22 protein-coding genes are annotated in these 23,124 nt (G+C 54.3%); 7 read left to right on the plus strand and 15 right to left on the minus strand.

Features of this window, described 5'->3' with window-relative positions; all coding sequences use genetic code 11:
• Window positions 1-145: 145 nt before the first annotated feature.
• From LGV68_RS13035 to LGV68_RS13080, 10 genes are all read right to left on the minus strand, one after another.
• A complete protein-coding gene (locus tag LGV68_RS13035) occupies window positions 146-634 on the minus strand; it encodes a hypothetical protein (protein ID WP_222781981.1) in 489 nt (162 codons plus the stop codon).
• A 244-nt stretch (window positions 635-878) separates the two neighbouring features.
• Window positions 879-1,616, minus strand: a complete 738-nt coding sequence (gene fabG / locus LGV68_RS13040; RefSeq protein WP_252535381.1) for a 3-oxoacyl-ACP reductase FabG — start codon at window positions 1,614-1,616, stop codon at window positions 879-881.
• On the minus strand, window positions 1,609-3,171 hold the full coding sequence (locus LGV68_RS13045; RefSeq protein WP_252535383.1) for a malonate decarboxylase subunit alpha: 1,563 nt from the start codon (window positions 3,169-3,171) through the stop codon (window positions 1,609-1,611). The genes fabG and LGV68_RS13045 overlap by 8 nt, the downstream gene beginning before the upstream one ends.
• 181 nt (window positions 3,172-3,352) lie before the next feature.
• Entirely contained in the window at window positions 3,353-4,111 is a 759-nt protein-coding gene (locus LGV68_RS13050) for an SDR family oxidoreductase (protein WP_158126139.1), read from the minus strand.
• Between the two features lie 22 nt (window positions 4,112-4,133).
• Window positions 4,134-5,036, minus strand: coding sequence for a 3-hydroxyisobutyrate dehydrogenase (gene mmsB, locus LGV68_RS13055; RefSeq protein ID WP_252535385.1), 903 nt, complete (start codon window positions 5,034-5,036; stop codon window positions 4,134-4,136).
• Window positions 5,037-5,061: 25 nt separating this feature from the next.
• Entirely contained in the window at window positions 5,062-6,189 is a 1,128-nt protein-coding gene (locus tag LGV68_RS13060) for an enoyl-CoA hydratase/isomerase family protein (protein WP_055453207.1), read from the minus strand.
• A 65-nt stretch (window positions 6,190-6,254) separates the two neighbouring features.
• The gene (locus tag LGV68_RS13065) at window positions 6,255-7,079 is read right to left on the minus strand and encodes an enoyl-CoA hydratase (RefSeq protein WP_100268457.1); all 825 of its coding nucleotides are present in this window, start codon (window positions 7,077-7,079) and stop codon (window positions 6,255-6,257) included.
• Window positions 7,080-7,127: 48 nt separating this feature from the next.
• The gene (locus LGV68_RS13070) at window positions 7,128-8,282 is read right to left on the minus strand and encodes an acyl-CoA dehydrogenase family protein (protein ID WP_140228928.1); all 1,155 of its coding nucleotides are present in this window, start codon (window positions 8,280-8,282) and stop codon (window positions 7,128-7,130) included.
• A gap of 43 nt (window positions 8,283-8,325) precedes the next feature.
• Entirely contained in the window at window positions 8,326-9,819 is a 1,494-nt protein-coding gene (locus LGV68_RS13075; protein WP_222808713.1) for a CoA-acylating methylmalonate-semialdehyde dehydrogenase, read from the minus strand.
• A gap of 139 nt (window positions 9,820-9,958) precedes the next feature.
• A complete protein-coding gene (locus tag LGV68_RS13080; RefSeq protein ID WP_252535387.1) occupies window positions 9,959-11,179 on the minus strand; it encodes a thiolase family protein in 1,221 nt (406 codons plus the stop codon).
• 279 nt (window positions 11,180-11,458) lie between these two features.
• On the opposite strand from LGV68_RS13080, the gene LGV68_RS13085 reads away from it, so the two are divergent.
• From LGV68_RS13085 to LGV68_RS13105, 5 genes are all read left to right on the plus strand, one after another.
• The gene (locus LGV68_RS13085; protein ID WP_020328236.1) at window positions 11,459-11,827 is read left to right on the plus strand and encodes a MerR family DNA-binding transcriptional regulator; all 369 of its coding nucleotides are present in this window, start codon (window positions 11,459-11,461) and stop codon (window positions 11,825-11,827) included.
• A 67-nt stretch (window positions 11,828-11,894) separates the two neighbouring features.
• Window positions 11,895-13,064, plus strand: coding sequence for an isovaleryl-CoA dehydrogenase (locus LGV68_RS13090; protein ID WP_208593555.1), 1,170 nt, complete (start codon window positions 11,895-11,897; stop codon window positions 13,062-13,064).
• 19 nt (window positions 13,065-13,083) lie between these two features.
• Window positions 13,084-14,685: a carboxyl transferase domain-containing protein gene (locus tag LGV68_RS13095; RefSeq protein ID WP_233952155.1), complete on the plus strand. Its 1,602-nt coding sequence runs from the start codon at window positions 13,084-13,086 to the stop codon at window positions 14,683-14,685.
• A 14-nt stretch (window positions 14,686-14,699) separates the two neighbouring features.
• Entirely contained in the window at window positions 14,700-15,539 is an 840-nt protein-coding gene (locus LGV68_RS13100) for an enoyl-CoA hydratase-related protein (RefSeq protein ID WP_222727106.1), read from the plus strand.
• On the plus strand, window positions 15,539-16,465 hold the full coding sequence (locus LGV68_RS13105; protein ID WP_196368209.1) for a hydroxymethylglutaryl-CoA lyase: 927 nt from the start codon (window positions 15,539-15,541) through the stop codon (window positions 16,463-16,465). The genes LGV68_RS13100 and LGV68_RS13105 overlap by 1 nt, the downstream gene beginning before the upstream one ends.
• A 206-nt stretch (window positions 16,466-16,671) precedes the next feature.
• Here LGV68_RS13105 and LGV68_RS13110 read toward each other — a convergent pair whose 3' ends face one another.
• Window positions 16,672-17,223: a GNAT family N-acetyltransferase gene (locus LGV68_RS13110; protein WP_222738435.1), complete on the minus strand. Its 552-nt coding sequence runs from the start codon at window positions 17,221-17,223 to the stop codon at window positions 16,672-16,674.
• Between the two features lie 303 nt (window positions 17,224-17,526).
• Between LGV68_RS13110 and ahpC the strand changes: the two genes are divergently transcribed.
• Window positions 17,527-18,084 (plus strand): alkyl hydroperoxide reductase subunit C, encoded by a 558-nt coding sequence (ahpC, locus tag LGV68_RS13115; RefSeq protein WP_020328230.1) that lies wholly within the window; start codon window positions 17,527-17,529, stop codon window positions 18,082-18,084.
• 149 nt (window positions 18,085-18,233) lie between these two features.
• Window positions 18,234-19,802 carry an alkyl hydroperoxide reductase subunit F gene (ahpF, locus tag LGV68_RS13120; RefSeq protein WP_208593559.1) on the plus strand — a complete coding sequence of 523 codons (1,569 nt, stop codon included), beginning with the start codon at window positions 18,234-18,236 and terminating at the stop codon, window positions 19,800-19,802.
• Between the two features lie 108 nt (window positions 19,803-19,910).
• Here ahpF and LGV68_RS13125 read toward each other — a convergent pair whose 3' ends face one another.
• From LGV68_RS13125 to LGV68_RS13140, 4 genes are all read right to left on the minus strand, one after another.
• Complete coding sequence (locus LGV68_RS13125) at window positions 19,911-21,269, minus strand: 8-oxoguanine deaminase (protein WP_252535389.1); 1,359 nt, start codon at window positions 21,267-21,269, stop codon at window positions 19,911-19,913.
• Between the two features lie 139 nt (window positions 21,270-21,408).
• A complete protein-coding gene (locus LGV68_RS13130; protein ID WP_165879388.1) occupies window positions 21,409-21,891 on the minus strand; it encodes a GNAT family N-acetyltransferase in 483 nt (160 codons plus the stop codon).
• Window positions 21,888-22,325, minus strand: a complete 438-nt coding sequence (locus tag LGV68_RS13135; protein ID WP_020328225.1) for an N-acetyltransferase — start codon at window positions 22,323-22,325, stop codon at window positions 21,888-21,890. Before LGV68_RS13135 ends, LGV68_RS13130 begins: the two co-directional genes overlap by 4 nt.
• A gap of 13 nt (window positions 22,326-22,338) precedes the next feature.
• Complete coding sequence (locus LGV68_RS13140; RefSeq protein WP_252535391.1) at window positions 22,339-23,118, minus strand: alpha/beta hydrolase; 780 nt, start codon at window positions 23,116-23,118, stop codon at window positions 22,339-22,341.
• Window positions 23,119-23,124 lie beyond the last annotated feature (6 nt).

The raw sequence follows: 23,124 nt of genomic DNA on the forward strand, positions 1-23,124 counted from the left end.
ACTGCGCTGATGTATATGCAATTCGTATAAAGCCGCGTTATATAGTAAGTAACGCCACCACTTAACCTAACCATACCACCTTAAACACAAAACCCAGCGACGGAATGAAAAATGCCATGTGTTGGAAATCTGTCTTAAGCGCTTGTTATGTACATTCTTCCAGAAAGCTCGCAACTTGAACTATATAGTCCTTTTCTTGTAGCAAAGCCTTGAAAGGGTCAACATGATTGGCACCACAAACCACTAATAATGGGTAAACATTCAATACTTTAATCCGGTTGAACCACTCTTGTTCTCGCAAACGGTAGCCAGCCTGTTTTCTACATTCAGTTTCCTTTAAAGCTTCTGGGGACTCATGATCGTCAAACTCCATGAAGATCTCATATTCAATCATGGATAGGTTCGAATAGATTCCTAAGTCAGCCCTTTCTTCTGCGTTTGGCTCGATATTCAAGTAACTAAGCCCCATCTCGATTGCCACTCTCTGTAGGACACTTGGCTTTTCATCAATTTCTTCAGCTATTGCTGCTATGCAATGCTCTTTAATGATAGTTACCACATAGTCTGAGAAATCTTTACGCTCAAGATCCCACTGAATTGAATGGCTAGTGCCGATTATTACTACTTTATTCAATTATTACCCCTTGCACATAACATTTATAAGTGCACATGAGCACTTATCTCCTTAGACCATCAAAAAATATCAACATTAACTCATTGTATTTAAATGAACTTATCAGTTTTACATCAGATATGCTATGAGTAAAAACACCAAAAAATCGATTAACGCGCTAGCTGATTTTCAGCACTTCTTGTATGAAAACGGCGCCCACATAGGACGCCGCTTTTTGTATCCACTTGCCAATGCTCACAGATTGCTACAAAACCAAACCACCATCGATTTTCAGTACCTGTCCGGTGATAAAACGGCTTTTGTCTGAGGCGAGGAAGGACACACCGTCGGCGATATCTTGCACGGAGCCCATGCGCCCGAGCGGTGTTTTTGAGGTCATGTAACCAATCACTTTTTCGGGCAGGTCTTTGGTCATGTCGGTTTCGATAAAGCCCGGCGCGACACAGTTCACGCGAATTTGCGCGCCTTTGCGGGCCAGTTCTTTGGCCCAGCCTTTGCTCATCGCAATCACGCCGCCTTTACTGGCGCCATAGTTGCTTTGGCCGATGTTGCCGTCGGTGCCGACGATGGATGAGATATTCACAATGCTGCCACTGCCCTGCGCCAACATCAGCGGTGCGATCTTCTGAGTTAACAGGAAAACGGCCTTGAGATTCACATCCAGTACGCTGTTCCAATCACTTTCGAGCATGTCGGTCAGCATTGCATCCCGAGTGATGCCAGCGTTGTTCACCAACACATCCACCTGTTGATGTTGTTCGGCGATACAGGCGGCGGTTTGCGCCACGGCTTGGGCATCACACAAGTTGACCTGATAACTGCTGACCCGTTCGTTGCGGGTCTGTTCTTGGCTGGCCCATTCAACCGGTGAAATGTCGAGCCCGACAACCTTGAAGCCATCTTCAAGTAGCTGCTCACTGATCGCGCGCCCAATTCCGCGCGCGGCGCCGGTGACGACCGCCACTTTTTGCTGATTATTCATGATCAATCCTTAGTGTAAATTGAGGCTTAAAAATCTGCTCATCCATCAGTTTCAGCCCTGGGCTGATGAAAGGTTCAAAGCCCATCTGCGCGAGCACATCGCGCTTGAGATCCATTCCCGGTGCAATTTCCGTCAGCGTTAAGCCACGTTCGGTCAGGGTGAAGACCGCGCGCTCGGTGATATACAATACGGGTTTGTTGATTTTACGCGCCTGCGCTGCGCTGAATGTGATCTGCTCGACAGCGGGAAGGAATTTGACTTGCTGGCCTTCCGCCACGATGCGCAGTTCGCCGTTCACCACTTCGGTTTGCAGCCCTTGCGCGGTAAAGGTGCCGCAGAAAAAGACTTCCTTGGCGTTCTGGGTGATATTGATAAAACCGCCGCACCCTGCGATGCGCGAACCAAAACGCGACACGTTGATATCGCCGAGACGGTCGCACTGCGCTAAGCCCAGAAATGCTTGATCGATGCCGCCGCCATCGTAGAAATCGAACATCTGATCCTGGCTGATGATCGCCTGCGGATAGCGCGACGCGCCAAAATCAAGCCCTGCTGCCGGCTCGCCGCCGACCGCGCCCGGTTCGACCGTCAGTGTGAATTGATCCAAAATACCCGCTTCGCGCGCCACCGCCGCGACGTACTCCGGTGCGCCGATGCCGAGATTGAGAATCGCGCCAGAGCGCAGTTCCATTGCAGCACGGCGGGCGATAATGGTTTTGGCGTCCAGCGCCTCATCCACCGCTTGCGGTTTCACCGCCTCGCCACCCGGGCGGCCGACAAACGCCGGATTCATCTGTGTGGCGAAGGTTTGCATGTGTTCGGCGGGGTTGTCACACACCACCACCGCATCAACAAAAATCCCCGGAATTTTTACCGCGTGCGGGTCGAGCATGCCCGCTTCCACCACGCGTTTCACCTGCACGATCACTTTGCCGCCTTGGTTCTTCGCCGCCTGCGCGGCAGCTAAACTTTCGACGATCAAACACTCATCTTCCATAGTGATGTTGCCGTTTTGGTCGGCGGTGGTGCCACGCAAAATCGCCACGTTCACTGGCAGGCGGCGATAAAACAGAAACTCTTCACCGTGAAAATCGACCACTTCGACCCAATCGGTTTGCGTGCGGCTGTTGATGCGCCCGCCTTCGATGCGCGGGTCCACAAACGTGCCGAGGCCGACTTTGCTCAGCGTGCCCGGTTTTCCGGCTGCGGTGTCGCGCAGCAAATGGGAAATCACCCCTTGTGGCAGGTTGTAACCTTCGATCTTGTTGTTGACTGCCAGCGCTTGCAGCTTGGGCACCAAGCCCCAGTGGCCGCCAATCACGCGGCGGACCAACCCTTCCTGCGCAAGATGATTCACCGCGCGGCTTTTACCATCGCCCTGCCCGGCGGCAAACAACAGGGTGAGATCCTGCGGCTTGCCACTGCGCTCAAAGCGTTCGCCAATTGCGCGTTCAATCGCTTCGGGAACCACGCTGCCAATAAAGCCGCCAAGCATGACGGCATCGCCATCGGCGATCCATTCTGCTGCCTGCGCAGCGGTTAACGTCTTGACCACATTCACCTTCCTTGTTGTTAGCCCTTTGAGAATAGCCAAGCGTTAACAGGATGTTAATTACAGTATTGGCAAGTCTGAATTGCAGATATGAAATAATCCGAGCGAGTACCGCCGCAACGAAGCGCAGGCACAAAAAAGCCCGCATAAAGCGGGCTTGGTGAATTGCGGTGAACACGCCGCGTTACATGCGCATTCCGCCGTCGATTTCCAGCACTCGGCCAGTGAAGTAGTCGTTTTCCAGAATGTATTTCGCCGCGTGCGCGATTTCACCCGGCTCGCCCATGCGACCGACGGGCACCATCTGTTTCAGCCGTTCAATCGCTTCCGGTTTCATTTGATCGGCCATCGCTGTGTGCACAATTCCCGGCGCGATGGCCGCTGCGCGAATGCCATAACGTGCCAGCTCTCGCGCCCAACTGGTGGCCATCGTTGCTACCGCCGCTTTAGATGCGGAATAGTTGGTTTGGCCGATATTGCCTGCGCGCGCCACGCTGGAAATGTTGATGATCACGCCTTTGCGTTTGGTTTCAATCATCTTCACTGCCGCTTCGCGTCCGCACAGGAAGGTGCCGGTCACGTTGACATTCATCACGGTATCAAACTGCTCAAGGGACATTTTGCTTATCTGGCCATCTTTGACTTTCACCAGCAAACCATCGCGCAAAATGCCCGCGTTGTTGATCAGTCCATCAACATGACCAAAATCGGTGACGATGTCTTCGAAGGTTTTCACCACCTGCGCCTCGTTGGTCACATCCATGACGTAATAAATGGCTTTAGCGCTCAGCATGTGGCACTGCTTCTGAGTATCGAGCAGCCCCTGTTCGTTCATGTCCAGTAGTGCTAAATCGGCTCCGGCTTGCGCCAGCGTCACCGCCATCATCTGCCCCAGCCCTTGTCCGGCACCGGTAATCACAATCACACTGTCTCTAAGATTCATGTTTTTTCTCCCAGCCAGCGGCTTAGCCCCGTGAGCGATAGAACTCAAACAGGCTGGAAAAATCGAGTTCTTCGTTGCCGTTTGCGTTGTGAAAAGCGTACAGATTGCGCGCCAGCGAGCCCATCGGAATCGAGGATTGGCTTTTCAGCGCCGCATCAATGCCCAGCCCGAGGTCTTTTTGCATCAGTTTGCTCATAAAGCCCGGTTGATAATGGTTGCTGGCAGGCGCGTTTTCCATCACGCCCGGGCACGGGTTGTACAGCTCCAGCGCCCAGTTGCGCCCTGAACTTTGCAGCATGATGTTCGACAGCACTGTGGGGTCGAGGCCGTTATCCATGCCAAGATTGAGCGCTTCACACGTGCCGGACATCAGAATGCCGAGCATCAGGTTGTTGCAGATCTTGGTCATTTGGCCGTCACCGGCATTGCCCGCATGGAAGATGTTTTTGCCCATGTGTTTGAGGACATCGTGCGCCTTTTTAAACGCCGAATCGGTACCGCCGACGATAAAGGTCAATGTGCCTGCCTTCGCGCCCGCCACGCCGCCGGAAACCGGAGAATCGACAAACTCAAACCCTTTTTTCTCCGCTTCAGCCGCCACCAACCGCGCAGATTCCGGGTCAATCGTCGAGCAGTCGATGAGAAAGGTGCCGCTTTCGATCACATTGAGCAGCCCCACACCGCCGCTGTGATCGCCCAAGTAAACCGCGCGAACATGGGCGCCCGCGGGCAGCATGGTGATCACGGTGTCGGCGCCTTCCACCGCTGCGGGCAGAGACTCGGCAACCACGCCACCCAGCGGTTCCAGTTTTTTGGTCGCCTGAGTGTTGAGGTCAAACACCCGCACCGACAATCCAGCCTTGAGCAGATTCTCAGCCATTGGGCCGCCCATGTTACCCAGTCCTATAAACGCGATGGTGCTCATGTTCTGTCTCCTTGAAATGGTGTGGTTAATGGGCTTGTCCCAGCGACGCCAGCGGATGCGCGGCGTCGTTCCACAATGAGGTAAAGAGTTCATCAATCACGGCGGCATCCACTTCGGCCACCGAGCCATAACGCCAGGTCGGCGCGCCATCTTTATCAATCAAGCGCGCGCGCACCCCTTCCTGAAATTCGCCCAGTAAGGCGCTGCGAACCGATAGCGTCAGCTCCAAACGAAAACACTCAGCCAGCGTTAACAGGCTGCACTCGGTGAGTTGGCGATAGGTGATGTGCGCCGAAATCGGGCTGCCTGCGGCGAGGTTATTTCGCGCGCTGGCGATCCACTTGTCGTCGCCACGGATACCAAGAATGTTGTCGCAGATATCAGCGAGAGTATCGGCGCGACAAGCCGACTGAATGTTGGACAAATACGGCAGCAATTGGCTCTCTGGTTCGGCGTCATCGACCATCAGCGCCAGTTCGCTCAAAACATTGCCAACCACGGTAAAACCGTTGCCTTCCCAGCGCTGCGCTTGTAAGCGTTCCAGCATGGCCGAATGGTGTTCGTGCAGCAGCAGGTAATCGGCCATGCGAATATCAATCGCATCGGTGGCGTTAATGGACGCGCCCGTCAGGCCTAAAAACAGCCCGACACCTTTGGGTAAGCGGTTCAAAAACCAGGTGCCGCCCACATCGGGATAAAGCCCGATGCTGATTTCCGGCATCGCCATGCGTGTACGGGGCGTGACCACTTTATGGCTGCATCCCATAAACAGTCCCATGCCACCACCCATCACAATGCCGTCGCCCCAGGCGATGATCGGCTTACTGTAGGTGTGAATCAGGTAGTCGCACTCATATTCAAGTGAGAAGTATTCGGTGCAAAACGCCTGCACTTCGGCTTTGCATTTGTCGCGCATGACGTTGTGCATGGTGCGTACATCGCCGCCGGCGCAAAACGCTTTTTCGCCGCCGCCTTCGAGAATGACACACATCATCTGTTCGTCGTCCTGCCACTGTTTGAGCTGGTCAAACAGCAGTGCCAGCATGTTGTAGCTGAGCGCATTGAGCGACGCCGGGTTGTCCAAGGTCGCAATCCCAATCTTATGTGTTTGGTCCCGGCACCAAAGCTCCTGAAAACTGACCCGGTCCGTCATATTGCCTCCTGATAATTTGCAACTTGCGTGGCGAACGTTCTGCCTTATTACTTACTGCATACCGCTTACTGGTTTTTCCATTGCGGCGCACGTTTTTGCAGAAAGGCCTGCACGCCTTCGGTCTGATCCTCGGTATCGAACAGATCGAGGAAGTATTCACGCTCTTTGATCAGCCCGTGCTGGCGCGGTGCAAAGCGGGTTTGCTGAATCAGCTTTTTGCATGCCGCCACCGATGAGGGCGATTGCTGCGCGACCGATTCTGCCATCGCAATTGCGCGATTCATCGCTTCGCCTTGGGCGACCACCTCTTCCACTAAACCAATCTCGTGCGCTTTGGCAGCAGTCAGTTGCTCGCCGCACAAGATCACCCGTTTGGCCCAACCTTCGCCCACCAGCGCGGTGAGATTTTGTGTGCCGCCCGCGCACGGCAGCAGCCCGACTTTGGCTTCCGGCAGCGCCATCACTGCTTGTTCTTCGGCAATGCGAATGTCGCACGCAAGCGCCGCTTCCAAACCACCGCCCATCGCATAGCCGTTTATCGCCGCAATCGAAACGCCGCGAAATTCCGACAACGCTTCAAACGCTTCACCAAACACGCGCGCCATTTTGAGCGCACGCGCTTTGTCGCCATCGGCAAACAGTTTGAGGTCCGCCCCGGCCGAGAAAAACTTCTCACCAGCGCCCGTCAGTACCAAGGCGTAGACTTCTTTGTTGAGATTGAGCGACTGCACCAGCGTTTTAAGCTGTTCTAAACTTTGCGCCGTCCAGGTGTTGGCGGGCGGATTGTTCATGGTGACCACGGCCACATGATGATGCAGATGAAAACCGATCAGCGCATGGGATTCGCCATCCGTGGCCGGGTGTTGTGGTGAGTAACTGTTGGACGTCATAACCACTCCTTAATTTTTTTGTGCTGACTTCCGTTTTGGGGCGCTGGCTTACAGCAGTTCCCCGCCGTCAGACAACAGCCGACGCGCCACAATCAGGCGCATGATTTCATTGGTGCCTTCGAGGATCTGGTGCACCCGCACATCGCGGAAATGGCGCTCCAGCGGATACTCTTTGATGTAACCATAGCCGCCATACAGTTGCAGCGCGGCATCACACACCTGAAAACCGACATCGGTAGCAAAGCGTTTCGCCATCGCGCAATAAGCCGTTGCTTGCGGATCGCCGCGATCCAGTTTGCTGGCGGCGTAACGCACCAGTTGACGCGCCGCGACCAGTTCGGTCGCCATGTCTGCCAACTTGAATTGCAATCCCTGAAACTGCGCCAGAGATTGACCGAACTGTTTGCGCTCTTGCAGGTATTGCGTGGCCTGATTGAGCGCCTGTTGCGCCGTACCGACCGAGCAGGTGGCGATGTTGATTCGCCCGCCATCCAGCCCTTTCATCGCAAAGGTAAACCCTTGGCCCTCTTCGCCCAGCAAAGCACTGGCTGGGACGTGCACTTTATCGAAGGTAACCGAACGGGTCGGCTGACTGTTCCAGCCCATCTTTGGCTCTTTGCGACCGTAGGTAATGCCATCCGCTTGGGCGGGCACGACAAAAGCCGAAATGCCTTTCGGGCCAGCCTCGCCAGTGCGCGCCATTACCACCAGCACATCGGTATCTCCGGCGCCGGAAATGAAGGTTTTGCTGCCGCTCAGCAGATAGCCATCGCCGGCTTTGGTTGCTGATGTGGTTAGCGAAGCGGCATCGGAGCCCGCATTGGGTTCGGTCAAACAGTAGGAGCCGAGCCATTCGCCGGTGACCAGTTTGGGACAAAACTGCGCTTTGGCTTCTGCCGTTGCAAAACTCGCGACCATCCACGTCACCATGTTGTGAATGGTCATAAACGCGGTGGTGGAGGTACACCCCATCGCCAGTTGCTCAAAAATCAATGAGGCATCAAGGCGGCTGAGGCCAAGCCCGCCCTCGTCTTCCGGCGTGTAGAGCGAGAGGAAGCCCAGTTCGCCCGCTTCGCGCAACACATCCTTCGGAAAGATGTGTTCTTCGTCCCACGTGGCCGCCATCGGTGCCAGCCGCTCACTGGCAAACTGGCGGGCGGTGTCGGCAAACGCTCGTTGATCTTCGTTGAATTCAAAATCCATAATGAGCTCCGAATCGTCGTGTCATGAAAGCTAAACCTGCGGATTAGCGCAGATGAATCGTCAGGTTCGGACCACTGGGAATATCGTCGTCAAACCAGCGCGCCGTGACGGTTTTGGTTTCGGTGTAAAAGCGCACCGCCTGCTTGCCGTATGCGTGCAAATCGCCGTAGAAACTGCCGCGCCAACCGGTAAATGAGAAGAATGGCAGTGGCACCGGAATGGGCACGTTGATCCCGACCTGACCTACCTGAATCTCATGCTGGAACTTGCGCGCCGCCGCGCCGCTGGCGGTGAAAATTGAGGTGCCGTTGCCATACGGATTGCTGTTGATGATGTCGATAGCCTCTTCCAGCGAATCGGCTTCCAGACACACCAACACCGGGCCAAAAATTTCTTCGCGGTAAATGCTCATGTCGGTACTGACGCCGCTAAACAGCGTCGGCCCAACCCAGTTGCCGTTGGGCAGTCCGTCGACTTCGCATTGGCGACCATCAAGCTCGCACACTGCGCCTTCGTCGATCCCTCGTTGGATCAGGCGTTGTACCCGCTCTTTGGCTTGTGGGCTGATCAGCGGCCCGTACGCCGCATTGCTGTCGTCCCAGCGACCCGGATGCATTTTCGCCATCGCAGCTTTCAGATCCGGCAGCCATTTTTTCGCGCCATCCACCAGCACCGCCACCGAGATCGCCATGCAGCGCTGACCCGCCGCGCCTACCGACGCACCGACCAGATTGTTGATCACCTGCTCTTTATTGGCATCCGGCATCACCACCATGTGGTTTTTCGCCCCGGCAAACGCCTGCACACGCTTAAAGTTCTGCGTCCCTTGCTGATAAATGTATTGCGCCACTTTCACCGAACCGACAAAAGAGATGGCTTTGATTTCAGGGTGTTCGAGCAGAAAATCGACCTGTTCTTTGCGCCCGTGAACAATTTGCAACACGCCTTTCGGCGCGCCCGCTTGTTCAAACAGTTGGGCGAGGCGAACGGACGTCAGCGGTACCTGTTCAGACGGTTTCAAGACGAAAGTGTTACCAGCAGCAATCGCCAGCGGGAACATCCACAACGGGATCATGGCGGGGAAGTTAAATGGCGTAATACCGCAGCACACCCCCAGCGGCTGAATCATAGAGTACGTGTCGATGTCGCTGGCGACGTTTTCAACCATCTCCCCCATCATGTTGCTGGCGATGTTGCCCGCCTGCTCCACCACTTCGATGCCTCGCCAGATATCGCCTTTCGCATCCGCCAGTGTTTTACCGGTTTCCTGCGATAGCGTTTGCGCCAGCTCATCATGATGTTCTTTCAACAGATGTTGGTAGCGCAGCATCAGACGCGCGCGCTCTGGCACCGCAACCTGTTTCCAGCTCTGGAAAGCAATCAGCGCACTGGTGATGGCTTCGCTCATTTCGAGATCCGTTGCGCAGGGCAGCGAGGCGATGACGTCATTGGTCGCCGGATTGGTGACGTCAACCCACTCTTTGGTGGCCGACTGACGAAATTCACCATCAATGAATAAAGGAACCGGGTTTAGCATAACGTTGTCCTTGTCGATCATGGGTTCAATATTGGGCGCCGCACGGGAGTTGTGCTGTATCCGTTGCCGTTGTCCGTGCGGCTCTCGCGTGTTTCACAAACGCTTTTAGTTTCAGGCTGTTAGTTTCAACCTATTGACTTCAGGCTTCCGACAGCGGAATTTCAATCGCGATGGCCGTGGCTTCACCGCCGCCGATACAGAGCGATGCAACGCCGCGCATCACTTTCTGCTCTGACTTATCGCCGTTGACGCCCAGCGCCTGCAACTGACGCAGGCTGTGGATCAACGTGACCAGAATGCGCGCGCCACTGGCTCCGATCGGGTGACCCAGCGCGCAAGCACCGCCTTTGACATTCACTTTGTCGACATCCAGCCCAAGCTGCTGCACGGCGATTTGGGTGACCACAGCGAACGCTTCGTTAATCTCCCACAGATCGATTTCATCCACCGTCCAGTCAAGCTGCGACAGCAGTTGTTCGATGGCGTACACCGGCGCCAGGGTAAATTCTGCTGGCAATCTGGCGTGAGTGGCGTGGCCGCGAATCACCGCTAAAGGATCCAAACCTTGCGAACGCGCGGATTCTTCATCCATCAACATCAAGGCAGCAGCACCATCGGCGATGGCACTGGAGTTGGCCGCCGTGACACTGCCATCTTCGGCAAAGGCGGGTTTAAGCTGCGAGATTTTGTCGAGCTTGATGGAACGCGGATGTTCGTCGTAATCGAGCAGTTCGGCCTGTTTACCAAACGTCAGCGGCGTCATTTCAGCGACAAAGAGTTGCTGCTCCTGCGCTTCCCAGGCACGTTGCGCAGACAGCGCTGCCCATTCGTCCATCGCTTCGCGACTGAACTCAAGTTTGTCGGCGATCTGCTGGGCAAACACGCCCATCAGGTGCCCGTCGTAAGCATCCTGCAATCCATCGAGAAACATGTGGTCAAAGGTAGTTTGGTGGCCCATCCGCATGCCACTGCGAGCGTTGCTCAGCAGGTACGGCGCATTGGTCATGCTCTCCATCCCGCCCGCAATAATGCATTGCGCACTGCCCGCTTTGATGAGGTCATGCGCCAGCATCACGGCTTTCATGCCAGAGCCACACACTTTGTTTAAGGTGGTTGCCCCCACCGAGAGCGGTAGACCCGCATTCAGTGCCGCTTGCCTTGCTGGCGCTTGGCCGCAGCCGGCAGGCAGAACGCAGCCCATGAGCACTTCATCGACTTGTTCAATGGGGGCCGATGTGTCGTTCAATGCCGCTTTAATGGCCGCTCCGCCCAATTGCGGCGCGGTGTATTCTTTCAATGCTCCCTGAAAACGCCCTTGCGGCGTTCGTTTGGCAGATACAATCCAGATGGCTTTTTCCATGCCCCGTCCTCTTTGACGAAAGTGATGACCACAGATTGGCGCAAAGTCAGGTACTGCTGAATACGGCGACAAACGGTGCACAGGCGCCGTTTGGTCATTTCAACCCGGCGATTTTTCGCCCTGCGGTTTCTTGACGTTTACGTAAGCATAGCACTAACATTTACGTAAACGTAAACAAACAAAATAACAACAATAAGATTTTCTCATCGGCCTCTGTAACCGATTTTGAACAGCACAAACGATCCTCAACCACAATGAGCAGTTGGAGGACATCATCAGGTGGAAACTTTTAAAATCAGTGAACTCGCAAAAGAGTTCGACATTACGACAAGAAGCATTCGTTTTTACGAAGACATGGGATTAATAGAGCCAGAGCGCAAAGGCACGGTGCGAATCTATCACCGCAGAGACAAAATTCGCCTCAAGCTGATTATGCGCGGTAAACGCCTTGGGTTCTCTCTGGCCGAGATTCGCGAATTGTTTGAGCTTTACGATGCTCATCAAGGCGAGACACAGTTGGTGAAAATGCTCAACATTATCGATGAAAAGAAAGCGGTGCTTCAGCGCCAGCTTGATGACATCGGTGTGGTGATGGGCGAACTGGAAGCAGCCCGCCAGCGATGCGAGCTGGCGCTGAAAGCCCAATAACCTGAGCCGTTTCATCGTTCTCATCCGCTTGCGTTCCACTGCCTGAATGCAAGCTTATGGAGGTGTTATGAAAAGCCAGTACCCGTCGCTTAATTTCGGTCTCGGTGAAACACTGGATTTGCTCAAAGAGCAGGTTCATGCGTTTGCCAGCGAACACATCGCCCCACTTGCGGCGCAAATCGACCACGATAATCAATTTCCTGTGCATCTCTGGCCCCTGTTTGGCGACATGGGGCTACTCGGCGTGACGGTCGATGAAGCCTGCGGCGGCGCAGAGATGGGTTACCTTGCCCATGTGCTGGCGATGGAGGAGATCAGCCGCGCGTCGGCGTCCGTCGGCCTCAGCTATGGCGCCCATTCCAACCTGTGCGTCAATCAACTGTTTCGTAACGGCAATGCCAAGCAGCGCGAGGCATACCTGCCCAAACTGCTGGATGGGTCATGGGTGGGCGCGCTGGCAATGAGTGAACCCAATGCGGGCTCGGATGTGGTCAGCATGCAGCTCAAAGCCGAGCGTCAGGGCGATCACTTTGTGCTCAACGGCAGCAAAATGTGGATCACCAACGGCCCGGATGCGCAGGTGGTCATTGTCTACGCCAAGACCGATCCCAATGCCAAATCGCGCGGCATCACCGCGTTTATCGTCGAACGCGATTTCCCCGGCTTTTACCCGGCGCAGAAGCTCGACAAACTCGGCATGCGCGGCTCCAATACCTGTGAACTGGTGTTTGAAAACTGCCCCGTTCCGGCTGAGAACATACTGGGCGAACTCAACCAAGGCATCGAAGTGCTGATGAGCGGGCTGGATTACGAACGTGTGGTACTGGCCGCCGGGCCGCTGGGCATTATGCAGGCGTGTCTCGATCTGGTGCTGCCGTATGTGCACGACCGCAAACAGTTTGGTCACGCGATTGGCGAATTCCAGCTGGTACAGGCCAAAGTCGCTGATATGTACACCCGCCTGAATGCTGCACGTGCCTATGTTTACGCGGTCGCCAATGCCTGTGATCGCGGCGAAGTGACGCGCAAAGATTCCGCGGGCGTCATTCTTTACGCCGCCGAACTGGCCACCCAAATGGCGCTGGATGCGATTCAACTACTCGGCGGCAACGGCTATATCAATGAGTTTCCGGCCGGGCGCCTGCTGCGCGATGCCAAACTGTATGAAATTGGCGCGGGCACCTCAGAGATCCGCCGCATTCTGATTGGTCGTGAACTGTTTGAAGAGTCGCGCTAAGGCGTGTAACGGAGACGCAATGGCTGTGATAAAAACGAAAGCAAAACCTGAATCAGACCTGTTTCAGGCCAACGTCACCCACATGAGTGAACTGGTGAAGCAACTGCACACGCATCGTCAGGCACTCCAACTGGGCGCCGGAGAAAAGGCGATTGAACGCCAGCGGCAAAAAGGCAAACTGCCCGTGCGCGAACGGATGCAACGCTTGCTTGACGACGATTCATTCTTTCTTGAGGTCGGTCAGTTTGCAGCCTGGCAAGTGTATGAAGAATCAGTGCCGTGCGCTGGCGTGGTTGCAGGCATTGGCAAAATTCACGGCATCGAGTGCATGATTATTGCCAACGATCCCGCCGTCAAAGGCGGTACCTATTATCCGTTAACGGTCAAAAAACATCTGCGCGCGCAGCAGATTGCGCAGCGCTGCCAATTGCCTTGTGTCTATCTGGTCGACTCCGGCGGAGCGAACCTGCCTCATCAGGCGGACGTGTTTCCCGATCGCGATCATTTTGGGCGCATTTTCTACAATCAGGCACGCATGTCGGCGCAAGGCATTCCTCAGATTGCGGTGGTAATGGGGTTGTGCACCGCCGGCGGCGCTTACATTCCGGCCATGGCAGACGTCGCCATCATCGTCAAACAGCAAGGCACCATCTTTCTCGCTGGCCCACCTTTGGTGAAGGCGGCAACCGGAGAAGTAGTGACCGATGAAGAACTGGGCGGCGCGGATGTGCACTGCAAAAAGTCCGGCGTGGCCGATTACTATGCGGATGACGATGCGCACGCACTGGCGCTGGCTCGCCAAGCCATCGCCAGCACCAATCAATCACCGACGCTCACGCAAAAAGAATACTTGCCGCCACGCTATGACGCGCAGGAGATGTACGGCATCGTCAACGCCGATCTCAGGTTGTCGTTTGACGTGCGCGAAATTATTGCCCGCTTAGTGGACGATTCCGAGTTTGATGAATTCAAAGCGTTGTATGGCAGCACGTTGGTGTGCGGCTTTGCTCAGTTGCACGGCCATCGCATTGGCATTGTCGCCAACAACGGTATTCTGTTTTCCGAATCGGCGCAAAAAGGCGCGCACTTCATCGAGCTGTGCGCCAAACGTAAAATCCCGCTGCTGTTTTTGCAAAACATCACCGGATTTATGGTGGGCAAGAAAGTGGAAGCGGAAGGCATCGCCAAGCACGGCGCTAAGCTGGTGATGGCGGTGGCGTGTGCCGATGTGCCCAAATTCACCGTGATCATCGGCGGTTCTTATGGTGCAGGAAACTACGGCATGTGCGGGCGGGCGTACGATCCCACCATGATGTGGATGTGGCCTAACGCACGAATATCGGTGATGGGTGGCGAACAGGCAGCAGGCGTACTGACGCAGGTGCGGCGCGAGGTGAAAGCGCGCCAGCAGGAAGCGTGGCCGGATGACGAAGCCAGAGCGTTTCGCGACTCGATTGTTGAGTTGTACGACACGCAAGGCAGCCCCTACTACGCCAGCGCGAGGCTCTGGGACGACGGAATTTTGGATCCGCTCGAAACCCGTGATGTTCTGGGCCAAGCGTTAAATGCCGCGTTGCGAGCGCCAATTGCCGACAGCCAGTTTGGTATTTTCCGAATGTAAGCGGGAGGAGAACAATGAACCCTCGTCAAAGCGATGTGTTGTGTGAAGTGTCCGCTGACGGCATCGCCACGTTAACCCTCAACCGCGTCGAGAAGCACAACGCGTTTGATGATGTGATGATTTCGCAGTTGCTGGATAAGCTCACTCAGCTTCAATCCAACCCCGCCGTGCGCATTCTGTTGCTGCAAGCTAACGGGCAACACTTTTCTGCGGGCGCCGATCTGCAATGGATGCGCTCGATGGCCAGTAAATCCCATTCCGATAATCACAGTGACGCGGCGCAACTAGCGCTGCTGATGCAGACGCTGGACACGTTCCCGCACCCAACCATGGCTATCGTGCAAGGCAGTGCCTTTGGTGGATCCTTGGGTTTGATTTGCTGCTGCGACATTGCGCTGGCCGCGCCGAATGCGCGCTTTTGCCTGAGCGAAGTGCGCCTCGGGCTGATTCCTGCCACCATCGGCCCTTATGTGTGCCGCGCCATGGGGAATCGCCAAGCGCGGCGCTATATGCTGAGCGCAGAAACGATTGACGCCGCTACCGCGCTCAACCTAGGTTTGGTGCATCAGGTGGTCGGCTATCAGCCGGATGCTCTCGAACAAGCGGTCAACCGGTTCGCCACGCAGCTCTTAGCCAATAGCCCGGCCGCCCTCACGCAGGCCAAAGCCTTGTGCGCCCGCTGCGACGCCGAGCCGATTGATCAAAAGCTGATTGCGCACACCTGCCAAGTGATCGCTGAATTGCGGATTTCGGCGCAGGGACAGGAAGGGCTCAACGCGTTTTTTGACAAACGCACACCGGACTGGCGCGCCGCAGACATTCAAACAAAAGACAAGCAAGACGGAGGCCGATGATGTCACTGCCCTCAAAAGTGACGATTGTGGAAGTTGGCGCGCGCGATGGGCTGCAAAACGAAGATTTTGTCAGCACCGATGCCAAAGTGGCGCTGATCAATCAACTGTCGCAAACCGGACTAAGCCACATTGAAGCGGGCTCGTTTGTGTCACCGAAATGGGTGCCGCAGATGGCCGATTCCAGCGAAGTGTTCGCGCGCATTGAGCGAGAAGACGGCGTCATTTATTCCGCCCTCACCCCCAATCTGCAAGGCTTTGAACAGGCCATGGCCAGCGGCGCCAATCAAGTGGCCATCTTTACCTCATCGTCCGAAGGCTTTTGCCAGCGCAACATCAACTGTTCGATTGCCGAAAGTCTGAAGCGCTTTGAACCGCTGATGCAGGCGGCGAAAGCGCAGCACATTCCGGTGCGTGGCTATCTTTCTTGCGTCGCCGACTGCCCTTATGATGGCCCGACCCAACCCAAGCAAGTCGCCAGCGTGGCGGCGGATTTACTCGCCCTGGGCTGCTATGAAATCTCGCTCGGCGATACCATCGGCACCGGCACACCGCTGCGCATCGCGCGGATGCTGGACGCGGTGCAACGCCATGTTCCGCCCGAGCAACTGGCCGTTCATTTTCACGATACGTGGGGACAAGCGCTGGCCAATCTCTATCAAGCCTTGTCGATGGGCATTACGACGCTGGACAGCAGCGTGGCTGGGCTCGGTGGTTGCCCATACGCTTTTGGCGCCGCAGGCAATGTAGCGACAGAAGATGTGCTCTATTTGTGTCATGGGTTGGGGATTGAAACTGGGGTAGATTTACCTGCTGTGGCGCGTGCAGGCTGGGCGATCAGCGCCGAACTGGCACGAATGCCGACCTCGAAAGTCTCGCTCGCGCTGCATCAGCAGGCAATTGCGGCGACAAAAACAAAGCAGCACTGATTGCGCTGCTTTGCTGAAAACCTGAAGTTGGGAACCAAGATCGGGATGGATAGACAAAAAACCAGCTCAATTCAAAGCCGTTAACCCTTATGCGCATATACCCAAACAACTTGGAGTTGCAGGTAGGCGGCAAATGAGTGAGTCCCCATGAGCATAGATACGCTATGTGATTGGGGTGAATGAATGCAGCCAACACCGCTGCAACTTCAAGTAGGGAGGGTATAGATGTGGTCGTCATAGCGTTTGCCGCCAATCTCATACGCCAGCGGATCGATACGCTCTAAGGTAAAGCCGCACTTTTCCAGTACCCGCTCAGAGCCAACGTTCCCTTGCGTCACAATGGCGCGATACTGCTGAATGTCGTACTCCTGCTGCGCCCACTCAATCACCGCACGCAGCGATTCGGTGCCATAGCCTTTGCCGTGCTGCTCAGTCAGTAATAGGTAGCCCACTTCGGCCACGCCTTGCCCATCGAGAAATCCGGTGATGCCCACCCACTTTCCAGTTTCGCGCTCTTGAATCGTCAGACACAGCCACAAGTTTTGGTTCACAACCCAAGGAACCAGCTTTTGCGCAAACTTGTCCCGCAACTGGTTATCGTCTGGTTTATCGAAGCACAGAGAAATAACGTTTGGATCGTTATGCAGTTGCTGAAATAACGGCCATTCCTCGCGCGTTATGGGACGCATAATAAGACGCGGCGTCACAATATGAATTTCATTTGCCACGTTTGGCGGGTTATTTACGGCTATTTCCATCACGTTCCCTGCTCCTTTGTGATTGTATTTCCCGATGTTGCGCACAAAAAACAGACTGCCACTGAATGGTTGCGCTTGCAAAGACAATCTCAATAACCAACGGAAAAATAAAGAAATTAACCTATGAACGGTCAATGCTGATGGATTTTACCTATCGAACGTAGCCTATTTTGCGCAACTGACTATAGAAATTGCCTATCAATAGAATAGCTACAAGCGATTTTCCTAAATTGGGTGTGGATGGGAATATACATCCCGAAGACAAGACATTCCAAACCCAATAACTTAAAGGAAACTCGGAATATGATTAATACTAAAATCAAACCATTTAGCGCAACAGCATTCAAAGAAGGCAAATTCGTTGATATCACAGAACAGGACGTTCTGGGCAAATGGGCAGTATTTTTCTTCTATCCAGCGGACTTCACTTTCGTATGTCCAACTGAACTTGGCGACCTTGCGGATCACTACGCAGAGCTTCAATCACGTGGCGTAGAAGTGTACTCAGTATCGACTGACACTCACTTTACTCACAAAGCATGGCACGACAGCTCAGACACTATCGGCAAAATCAACTACTACATGGTAGGCGACCAAACTGGCAACATCACTAACAACTTCGGTGTGATGCGTGAAGGCCAAGGTCTGGCAGACCGTGCAACATTCCTGATTGACCCAGAAGGCGTTATCCAGGCAATGGAAATCACTGCAGAAGGCATCGGCCGTGACGCAGAAGACCTGATGCGTAAAGTGAAAGCAGCTCAGTACGTTGCTTCTCACCCAGGCGAAGTATGTCCAGCGAAATGGAAAGAAGGCGAGCAGACTCTGGCTCCTTCACTAGACCTAGTTGGCAAAATCTAACTAAGCCTGGCCAGTAATCTTTTGATTACGAACTAGTTCGAGAGCGAACTGGGTGTTTTACCTGACGACCTAAATGCCCGGTCCGCTCTCCCCCTTTTATCCAGAGTGACCACTCTAAAATTGAATAATAAAGAAAAAGGTATTTTCGTATGCTAGACCAAGCGATCAAGCAACAGTTACAACAGTATCTGACAAATTTAAAAGAAGACGTCCGTTTAGTGGTCAGCCTAGATGAAAGCAAAGGCTCACAAGACATTCTGGCACTGGCCAATGAAATTGCAGAACTCAGCCCACTGATCAGCGTAGAACGTGACGATGCCGCGAGCGATCGCAAACCAGTCATGACAGTGACCAACCCAAACAAAGGTACACAGCTGCGTTTTGCTGGTGTGCCGATGGGCCACGAATTTACTTCTCTGGTTCTGGCGCTGCTTCACTCTGGCGGTCACCCAATCAAACTGGAGCAAGAAACGATTGAGCAAATCGCGAAACTCGGCAAAAAGCTCGACGTCGAAGTGTTCATTTCTCTGTCTTGCCAAAACTGTCCTGACGTAGTGCAAGCGTTCAACATGATGGCGGCGATCAACCCGGACATCCGCGCCACCATGATTGACGGCGCACTGTTCCAGGACGAAGTGAAAAATCGCGACATCATGGCCGTTCCAAGTGTGTTCATTAACGGTGAACTGTTTGGCCAAGGCCGTATGACTCTGGCTGAAATCCTGAACAAACTGGATGACGGCGCAGCAGAAAAAGCAGCCGCAAGCCTCAACGAAAAAGCCCCATACGATGTACTTGTTGTCGGCGGTGGCCCAGCAGGTGCAGCGGCAGCGATTTACGCAGCACGTAAAGGCATTCGCACGGGTATCGTGGCACAGCGTTTGGGTGGTCAGGTGATGGACACCATGGCGATCGAAAACTTCATCTCCGTGAAACACACAGAAGGTCCAAAACTGGCGGCGAATTTGGGTGAACACCTGAAAGAGTACGGCGTGGACATCATCACTGAACAGCAAGCTGAGAAGCTGATGGGCGCTGAGTTCACAACCGATGGCAAAATCCATGTGAACCTGCAAAGCGGCGCGACACTGAAAAGTAACAGTGTCATCTTAAGCCCGGGTGCTCGCTGGCGTGAAATGAACGTTCCTGGCGAACAAGAATACCGTAACAAAGGTGTGGCGTACTGCCCGCACTGTGACGGCCCGCTGTTCAAAGGCAAGAAAACCGCGGTTATCGGTGGTGGTAACTCAGGTATTGAAGCGGCGATTGACCTAGCGGGTATCGTCGAACACGTGACCGTACTGGAATTTGCTGACGTACTGCGTGCAGACCAAGTACTGATTAACAAAGCGAATTCAATGCCAAACATCGACATCATCACGATGGCTCAGACAACCGAAGTGGTGGGTGATGGTACTCGTGTAACGGGCTTGAAATACAAAGACCGCCACACGGATGAAATTAAGCAGCTTGAACTGTCTGGTATCTTCGTTCAAATCGGTCTGGTGCCTAACACCGAATGGCTGAAAGATTCAGCAGTTGAACTGTCTGCCCGTGGCGAGATTGAAATCGGCAGCCGCGGCGAAACGAGCATGGATGGTGTGTTTGCTGCAGGTGACGCAACGACAGTCCCTTACAAACAGATCATCATTGCGATGGGTGAAGGTGCGAAAGCAAGCTTAGGCGCGTTTGACTACCTAATCCGCAAACAAAGTTAAGAGTCCGAACATAACTTTGAGTCCTAAAAAAGGCGAACCGCAAGGTTCGCCTTTTCTTTTGCATTGCCGTTTTTACTTCGATCAACTTGCTGCGATGATAACGCCGGACTAAGCGCTGGCGACCAACTTCGCGGCCAAAGCTTTGTGTTCAGCCATCAGGGCTTGAATATCAAGCCCGGCAATGATGCCGTTTTTCACCCGCCATTGTCCGCCTACCATCACATGCTCTGCTTTTTCTGCGCCGCAAAGCAACAAAGCGGCAATCGGATCATGACTGCCGGAAAAACGCAGCTCATCGAGTTTGAACATCGCCAGATCGGCTTGTTTCCCGACGGCAATTTCTCCAATGTCCGATCGCCCGAGCAGTGCAGCCGAACCGCGGGTCGCCCAGCCAAGCACCACTTCCGGCGTGATGCGTTCGGCGCCATATTTCAGCCGCTGTAGATACAGGGCCTGACGCGCTTCATACATCATGTTGGAAGCGTCATTCGATGCGGAACCATCAACGCCCAACCCCACTGGCGCGCCAGCAGCTTGCAGATCCAGCGTCGGACACATGCCCGATGCCAAGCGCATATTCGACACCGGACAATGACACACGCCAGTCCCCGCGCGTCCAAGGCGTTCGATTTCTTGCTGATTAAAATGAATGCCGTGCGCCAGCCAAGTGCGATCGCTCAGCCAGCCGACGCTGTCGAGGTAATCGACCGTACGCATACCAAACATTTTGAGGCAAAAGGCTTCCTCATCGAGGGTTTCGGCAAGATGCGTGTGTAAACGCACGTCCAGCTCTTTGGCGAGCATGGCGCTGTCGGCCATGATGTTCTGCGTGACCGAGAAGGGCGAGCACGGCGCAAGCGCAATTTGGATCTGCGCGCCCTCGCCCCGTTCATGATAACGCTTCACTAAGCGCTCGCTGTCTTTGAGGATCACATCACCGCTTTGCACGGTGTGCCGTGGCGGTAAACCGCCTTCATCTTCCCCAAGGCTCATTGAACCTCGGGTCAACATGGCGCGCATGCCCATGTCACGAACGGCTGCCACCTGAATGTCGATCGCCTCATCCATTCCGGTCGGAAACAGATAATGGTGATCGGCCGCGGTGGTACAGCCAGATAACAGTAATTCAGCCAGCGCCACTTTGCTGGCCAACTCCAGTGCTTTTGGTGTCAGCTTCGCCCAAACCGGATATAAGGTTTTTAACCACGGGAACAGCGGCACGCTCACAACGGGCGCCCACGCTCGGGTTAAGGTTTGATAAAAATGATGGTGAGTATTAATCAATCCCGGAATGATCACCAGCTCACGGGCATCAAACACCTCATCGACGGGCGTCGACGGCGTTTGTCCTTGAGCTAGCAGTTCAACAATGCGGTTGTTGTCAATGACCAGACCACCACTGGCATCGCAGTGGTTAGCAGTAAAACAGGCAAGCGGGGATTGTATCCATAGGCGTTGTGCAGACATAAGCAGGCTCCTTGATTGCTATGAGTTCAACGATCAATTACCCAGCTCAGTTATTACCCTGTCTGCTGATCCAGGGGCAGTTTGAAATGCGCGAATACCTTAGCGGAAAAGACGCGGCGGATAAAGCCTGTGGTTCACGTTATGCCAGATTGAGCGCCATCTCCACCAGCCCGTCCTGTTCCGATGCCACACGAAATCCCATGCGGCGATACAACGCCTGCGCGCGGTTCTCACTGAACACCCGCAATCGCACTTGCTTGATGCCCTGCTGCGCAGCGCGATGCCTTACCCACTCAATGCAAGCCCGGCCAATACCCAACCCTTGTTGAGAAAGGTCCAATTGCAAATCATGCACGAACAGGTACGTTTGCTCCTCATTGGTTTCAAACGCCTCTTTTGAAATCAAAGTGATGCGAATGATGCCCACCCTCTCGCCCTTGTGCCAAACTTCAACGTTTTCTGTCTCATTCCAGGTGGCGTGATAACGGGCTGAATCCCACCTCCAGCCCCGGCTCTGATAATAGCGCGCCATGTTATTGCGGGTGAGCTGCTCGGCATAGTTCGCCTCTGAGGCGATTTGCCAGCTAACACCTTGCTCAGGGGTTTCCATGATATCTGTCATGTGCTCATCACCAACTCAGCATGCCCTGTATGCTCATCGGTTTGTTCGCGCACCACATGAAAACCCTGTTTGAGGTAGAACTGGCAACTGGCCTGGTTCTCTTTGTATACCGTCAGGCTCAATTGAGCGCGCTGCTGTTTGGCGTGATCGAGCAGTAGCGTGCCGATGCCCTGCCCCTGACAATCCGGGCTGACAAAAATCGCCGCGAGCGTATTTTCATACAGCGCGTAAAAGCCAACCAGTTCGCCGCTGAGGAGATAGACATACACTTCCGATGCTGGCAGATACAAATGGCGCATATTCTCAACCTGCGACTGCCAGTACGAAGCCGCAACAAAATCGTGCGCCTCAATCGAGGCCGAAAGCCATACGTTAAGCAGATCGTCCATGTCTTCCACGCGAAATGGACGCAGACCCGTCAGTTTTTCAGTCATACCATCGTTCCGGTTACTCGGCGTTAGCTAAAGTACAGGTCAAAAAATGGGATACCGCCATGGCGACCATGTGCGGAGATTCCAGATGCACACCGTGCGCTGCGAACGGCACATTCATAAAGTGGCCATCTTTCAGGGTTTCCACCAAAGCGACCGCTTCTGGCAGCGAAAACAAAAAGTCGTTGTCGCCACGAATGACTAAGGTGGGGCAAAGAATCTCCACCACCTGACGATTCGGATAGCCGCTCTCGGAAGTATCGAGCCACAGCGCTTTCACTTTCTCGACCAGATGAGCAAAGTCCGGTTGCGGATTGCTCGCTTCATAGCGTGCGACATCGTCTTGAAAACGCGCTATCCAGAACTCTGGCGTCAACCCTTTCAACACCTCAATCGAAGGATCGCCCGCTTCAAGCCGCCATTGTGAGCCGAGCGTGATCAGGCGTTTGACTCTGTCCGGATGCGCCGCTGCAAGTCGGTAACCAACAATGCCGCCGTCACTAAAGCCGAGAATTGAAAACTCATCAATCTCCAGATGATCAAGCAGGGCTTCGATATCCGCTTGGTAACGCGCGTAACTCAAACTGCCATGGCCAAGGGTCGAACGACCGTGTCCACGAAAGTCGACGCTGACGATCTGGTAATCCTCAGGGATTGCGGCATAAAGGGTGAGAAGATCATGCGAACTGCCTAAACCGCCGTGCATCACCAATACGGTATGACGCTGCGGTTGGCGATGAATCTGATAATGAAGCTGTGCGCCTTCGGCGTCGAACGTTTCTTCGATATTAGTCATTTTGTA

Origin of the sequence: Vibrio sp. LQ2 (assembly GCF_023920125.1) — a bacterium.
Lineage (GTDB): Bacteria > Pseudomonadota > Gammaproteobacteria > Enterobacterales > Vibrionaceae > Vibrio > Vibrio fluvialis.

Excerpts from the sequence above, each read along its gene's own strand:
- fabG (WP_252535381.1), bottom strand. The coding sequence starts at position 1,616 with ATGAATAATCAGCAAAAAGTGGCGGTCGTCACCGGCGCCGCGCGCGGA.
- LGV68_RS13050 (WP_158126139.1), bottom strand. The coding sequence starts at position 4,111 with ATGAATCTTAGAGACAGTGTGATTGTGATTACCGGTGCCGGACAAGGG.
- mmsB (WP_252535385.1), bottom strand. The coding sequence starts at position 5,036 with ATGAGCACCATCGCGTTTATAGGACTGGGTAACATGGGCGGCCCAATG.
- LGV68_RS13060 (WP_055453207.1), bottom strand. The coding sequence starts at position 6,189 with ATGACGGACCGGGTCAGTTTTCAGGAGCTTTGGTGCCGGGACCAAACA.
- LGV68_RS13065 (WP_100268457.1), bottom strand. The coding sequence starts at position 7,079 with ATGACGTCCAACAGTTACTCACCACAACACCCGGCCACGGATGGCGAA.
- LGV68_RS13070 (WP_140228928.1), bottom strand. The coding sequence starts at position 8,282 with ATGGATTTTGAATTCAACGAAGATCAACGAGCGTTTGCCGACACCGCC.
- LGV68_RS13075 (WP_222808713.1), bottom strand. The coding sequence starts at position 9,819 with ATGCTAAACCCGGTTCCTTTATTCATTGATGGTGAATTTCGTCAGTCG.
- LGV68_RS13080 (WP_252535387.1), bottom strand. The coding sequence starts at position 11,179 with ATGGAAAAAGCCATCTGGATTGTATCTGCCAAACGAACGCCGCAAGGG.
- LGV68_RS13090 (WP_208593555.1), top strand. The coding sequence starts at position 11,895 with ATGAAAAGCCAGTACCCGTCGCTTAATTTCGGTCTCGGTGAAACACTG.
- LGV68_RS13095 (WP_233952155.1), top strand. The coding sequence starts at position 13,084 with ATGGCTGTGATAAAAACGAAAGCAAAACCTGAATCAGACCTGTTTCAG.
- LGV68_RS13100 (WP_222727106.1), top strand. The coding sequence starts at position 14,700 with ATGAACCCTCGTCAAAGCGATGTGTTGTGTGAAGTGTCCGCTGACGGC.
- LGV68_RS13105 (WP_196368209.1), top strand. The coding sequence starts at position 15,539 with ATGTCACTGCCCTCAAAAGTGACGATTGTGGAAGTTGGCGCGCGCGAT.
- LGV68_RS13110 (WP_222738435.1), bottom strand. The coding sequence starts at position 17,223 with ATGGAAATAGCCGTAAATAACCCGCCAAACGTGGCAAATGAAATTCAT.
- ahpC (WP_020328230.1), top strand. The coding sequence starts at position 17,527 with ATGATTAATACTAAAATCAAACCATTTAGCGCAACAGCATTCAAAGAA.
- ahpF (WP_208593559.1), top strand. The coding sequence starts at position 18,234 with ATGCTAGACCAAGCGATCAAGCAACAGTTACAACAGTATCTGACAAAT.
- LGV68_RS13125 (WP_252535389.1), bottom strand. The coding sequence starts at position 21,269 with ATGTCTGCACAACGCCTATGGATACAATCCCCGCTTGCCTGTTTTACT.
- LGV68_RS13130 (WP_165879388.1), bottom strand. The coding sequence starts at position 21,891 with ATGACAGATATCATGGAAACCCCTGAGCAAGGTGTTAGCTGGCAAATC.
- LGV68_RS13135 (WP_020328225.1), bottom strand. The coding sequence starts at position 22,325 with ATGACTGAAAAACTGACGGGTCTGCGTCCATTTCGCGTGGAAGACATG.
- LGV68_RS13140 (WP_252535391.1), bottom strand. The coding sequence starts at position 23,118 with ATGACTAATATCGAAGAAACGTTCGACGCCGAAGGCGCACAGCTTCAT.